General features: G+C 72.9%; 4 protein-coding genes and 1 pseudogene. 3 read left to right on the top strand and 2 right to left on the bottom strand.

The genetic code is table 11. The features are described 5' to 3' along the window. Positions 1-130, bottom strand: a pseudogene (locus VF612_RS14865) (electron transfer flavoprotein subunit beta); the annotation flags it as partial. A 224-nt stretch (positions 131-354) separates the two neighbouring features. Between VF612_RS14865 and VF612_RS14860 the strand changes: the two are divergent. The 3 genes from VF612_RS14860 to VF612_RS14850 all read left to right on the top strand — a co-directional run bounded on the left by VF612_RS14860 (position 355) and on the right by VF612_RS14850 (position 2,975). Then, a complete protein-coding gene (locus VF612_RS14860; protein ID WP_408660632.1) occupies positions 355-537 on the top strand; it encodes a hypothetical protein in 183 nt (60 codons plus the stop codon). A gap of 123 nt (positions 538-660) precedes the next feature. After that, positions 661-1,491 carry a class I SAM-dependent methyltransferase gene (locus tag VF612_RS14855; RefSeq protein ID WP_408660631.1) on the top strand — a complete coding sequence of 277 codons (831 nt, stop codon included), beginning with the start codon at positions 661-663 and terminating at the stop codon, positions 1,489-1,491. After that, a complete protein-coding gene (locus tag VF612_RS14850) occupies positions 1,488-2,975 on the top strand; it encodes a 1,4-alpha-glucan branching protein domain-containing protein (protein ID WP_408660630.1) in 1,488 nt (495 codons plus the stop codon). The genes VF612_RS14855 and VF612_RS14850 overlap by 4 nt, the downstream gene beginning before the upstream one ends. A 7-nt stretch (positions 2,976-2,982) precedes the next feature. On the opposite strand, the gene VF612_RS14845 is transcribed toward VF612_RS14850, so the two are convergent. Further along, entirely contained in the window at positions 2,983-3,501 is a 519-nt protein-coding gene (locus VF612_RS14845; RefSeq protein WP_408660629.1) for an SAM-dependent methyltransferase, read from the bottom strand. Between the last annotated feature and the right edge of the window lie 30 nt (positions 3,502-3,531).

The raw sequence follows: 3,531 nt of genomic DNA, 5'->3' as shown, positions 1-3,531 counted from the left end.
CGATCGCGTACTCGTCGATCTCGTTGATGACGGCGTCGGAGGCCTCGCGGTCCAGGGTGTTGTCGGTGGGGCTGAGCTTGCGCTCGGCGTAGGTGTCGGGCACCTGCTTCATCAGGACAACGATGTTCATCCGGTGATCGTCCTTCTTCTCAGTCGGGACTTCTCAGTCGAGCACGAGGTCGTCGCGGGCGCGGACGTGCTGCTGCGCCCTCGATGTTACCGGTCAGTAGCACACGGGAGACCGCGTGCCAGGGCGTGTTTCCGGTCACCCGCCGGTCGCGCTGGTCACCGCCTGCCCCTGCATTGTTCTACACGCCGCTTCGCGCGCCGGCCCGACTGGTGTACCAAGTAGGCATGGTGATGCCAGGACCGGACCCCGACAACTACCCCGCGATCGATCCGGACGAGCCGGTGCCCGATGACCCCGGCGAGCTGTCGCCGGACACCCCGGAAACCCTGCCGCCGGCGCCGGTCGAGCCGATGCCCGGCCCGGACGACCCGGGCAACGTGCCCGCAGGCGAGCCCGAGCCCGCCTGAGGCTCTCGCTCGGGGCGGCACCCGGGGCTATCCGCACGGCTGAGGTGGCCGCAGCGGAACTGACGGCGCCAGCATCCCTGGCATGCGGGCAATGGGCCCTGCACCCATGCCCGGCTCCCCGCCGTGACCTACCTAAACTGGGCCTCTCTGAGACAGCGAAGGACCGAGACGATCGAGGCAACGAGCCCGCCCTCCACCGCCACCCTGGCGTTGACGGGTGAGCGGACGGCCCCCGGCATCGCCAGCGAGAACTACTGGTTCCGACGGCACGAGGCGGCCTACCTGTACCTGCGGGAGCAGGTCGAGGGGCCGCGGCTGCTCGAGATCGGGGCCGGCGAGGGGTACGGGACGGCGCTGCTGGCCGGCCGGGCGCCCGCCGTGCTGGCCCTGGACTACGACGCGGCGGCCATCGCGCACCTGTCCCGGACGTATCCGGCGCTGGCCGCGGTCCGGGCCAACCTGGCCGCGCTGCCGGTCGCCGGCGGCTCGATCGACACCGTGGTCTCGCTGCAGGTGATCGAGCACGTCTGGGATCACCCGCAGTTCCTCGCCGAGTGCGCCCGGGTGCTGCGTCCAGGTGGCCTGCTGATGCTCAGCACACCGAACCGGCTGACCTTCTCCCCCGGCGCCGACCGGCCGGTGAACCCCTTTCACACCCACGAGTTCACCGCCGCCGAGCTGTGCCGGCTGGTGGCCGGATCGGGCCTGCCGGTGGCCGCCGTCCGGGGGTTGTTCGCCGGGCCGCGGCTGGTCGCCCTGGACCGCAGGTATGCCGGGCAGGGCGGTTTTCCCGCCGCCCAGCTGGCCGCGCCGCCGGAGGGCTGGCCGGCCGAGCTCGCCGCCGACGTGGCCGCGATCGGTTCGCAGGACTTCCGGATCGGCCCGGATGCGCTGGCCGATCCGCGCGCCCTGGACGGCAGCCTGGACCTGCTGGTGCTGGCACGGCGGCCGTGACCGAGCTCGGCAGGTTCAGCCTGGTGCTGCACACCCACCTGCCCTGGGTGGCCCACAACGGCGCCTGGCCGGTCGGTGAGGAATGGCTGCACCAGGCGTTCACCGGCTCCTGGCGGCGGGTGCTGCGGGTGCTGGAGACCCTCGCCGAGCACGGCTACCGGGAGGTTGCCACGCTGGGGGTGACCCCGGTGGTCGCGGCGATGCTCGATGACCCGTACTGCCTGTCGGAGATCCATTCCTGGGCCGGCCGCTGGCAGCTGCGCGCGGAGGAGCTCAGCGCTCGCTCCGGGATGGGGCAGCTGGCCGAGCACGAGCGGCGGGAGGCGCTGGCCTGCCTGGCCGACCTGCAGTCGCGCTGGCTGACCGGTGGGCTGTCGGCGGTGCTGCGGCCGCTGGTCGACAGCGGGGTTGTCGAGCTGCTGTCCGGGCCCGCCACCCATCCGTTCCTGCCCTTGCTGACCGAGCGGTTCGCCGCCGCGCAGCTGAGCTCAGGGCTGGCCGACACCCAGCTGCGGTTCGGCAGCCGGCCGGGCGGAATCTGGGCGCCGGAGTGCGGCTACGCCCCCGGCATGGAGGACTTCTACGCCGGGCACGGGGTGACGCACTTCCTGGTCGACGGCCCGGCGGTGGGCGGGGACACCGGCTTCGCGCGTCCGGTCGGCGATTCGGGCGTGCTGGCCTTCGCCCGGGACCTCGACGTCTCCTACCGGATCTGGTCCTCGCGCACCGGCTATCCCGGTGGCGCCTGCTACCGGGACTTCCACACCTTCGACCACGCCTCGGGTTTCCGGCCGGCTCGGGTCACCGGCGCCGGGGTGCCGGCCGAGGCGAAGCAGCCGTGGGACCGACGGCTCGCCTCGGCCGCGGCGCTGCGCGATGCGCAGGATTTCGTGGCGGCGGTGGCGCGGCGGCTCACCGACCTGCGCGCCCAGCACGGCCGCGAAGCCCTGGTGGTGGCCGCCTTCGACACCGAGCTGTTCGGGCACTGGTGGTACGAGGGTCCGGAGTTCCTCGATGCCGTGCTGCGGTTGCTGCCGCAGGCCGGGGTCCGGCTGAGCACGCTGCGGGGAGCGGCGGAGGCCGGCCTGGTCGCCGGGCGGATCGAGCTGCCCGTCTCGTCCTGGGGCGCGGGCAAGGACTGGCGGGTCTGGGACAACGACGCGGTGACCGAGCTGAACGACGAGATCGCCCATCTGCAGAAACGGCTGTTCCAGCTGCTGGACAGCCGGCCGGACGGCGCGGGCCGCGATCCGGCGGCTGATCAGCTGGTCCGCGAGGCGTTCCTGCTCAGCTCCAGCGACTGGGCCTTCATGATCAGCCGGGACTCGGCCGCCGACTACGCCCGGCAGCGGGCCCGGCTGCATGCCGACCGGTTCACCGCGCTGGCGGACGCGATCGAATCGGGCGTGGGCGCGGACCTGCTGGCTGCCCGGCTGCGCGAAGTCGACGGCCCGTTCGGCCGGCTCGACGCCCGGACCTGCTGACGCGGCGTCAGCGGACGAAGCGGAACAGCCGCTGACCGGCCGGCAGCGGCTGCGGCTCGCCGTCGAAGCGGTGTGTGCCGACCGAGCCCTCCAGGAACTCGATCAGCCGGCGCACGTCGGCGTCGGTGAGGTTGCCGAACACCCCGCACATCAGGACCAGATCGGCAGGTGCCGCGTCGAGGTAGGAGCTGGACAGGCCCGCGTCCCGGTTCAGCAGCCGTACCCCGACCAGGCCGGTGTCGCGGCAGAAGCGCGCGGCCCGTGCGAGGTTTCGCGGATCGGTCTCCAGCAGGGTGGCCTCGACCGGAGCCCGGATCGCGGATTCGGCCAGCACCCCGAGGATGTCCCGGCCGTCGCCGGCGCAGGCATTGACCACCGTCAGCGGCCCATCCCGGGCGGCAGCGTGGCCGGCCAGCGCGCTGCGGATCTCGCTCCTGACGAGGGCCAGCCGGATCGACAGGGCCGACTCCGGATCGGCGTAGTCGTCATGCCAGGCGTTCCAGTCAGTTGCGCTGTCGCTCGGCATGCGGCTGATCCTAGGACCGGCGCCGGCCCT

Origin of the sequence: Jatrophihabitans sp., from assembly GCF_036388195.1 — a bacterium.
Taxonomy (GTDB): domain Bacteria; phylum Actinomycetota; class Actinomycetes; order Mycobacteriales; family Jatrophihabitantaceae; genus Jatrophihabitans_A.
This window is presented reverse-complemented; position numbering and strand designations above follow the sequence as displayed.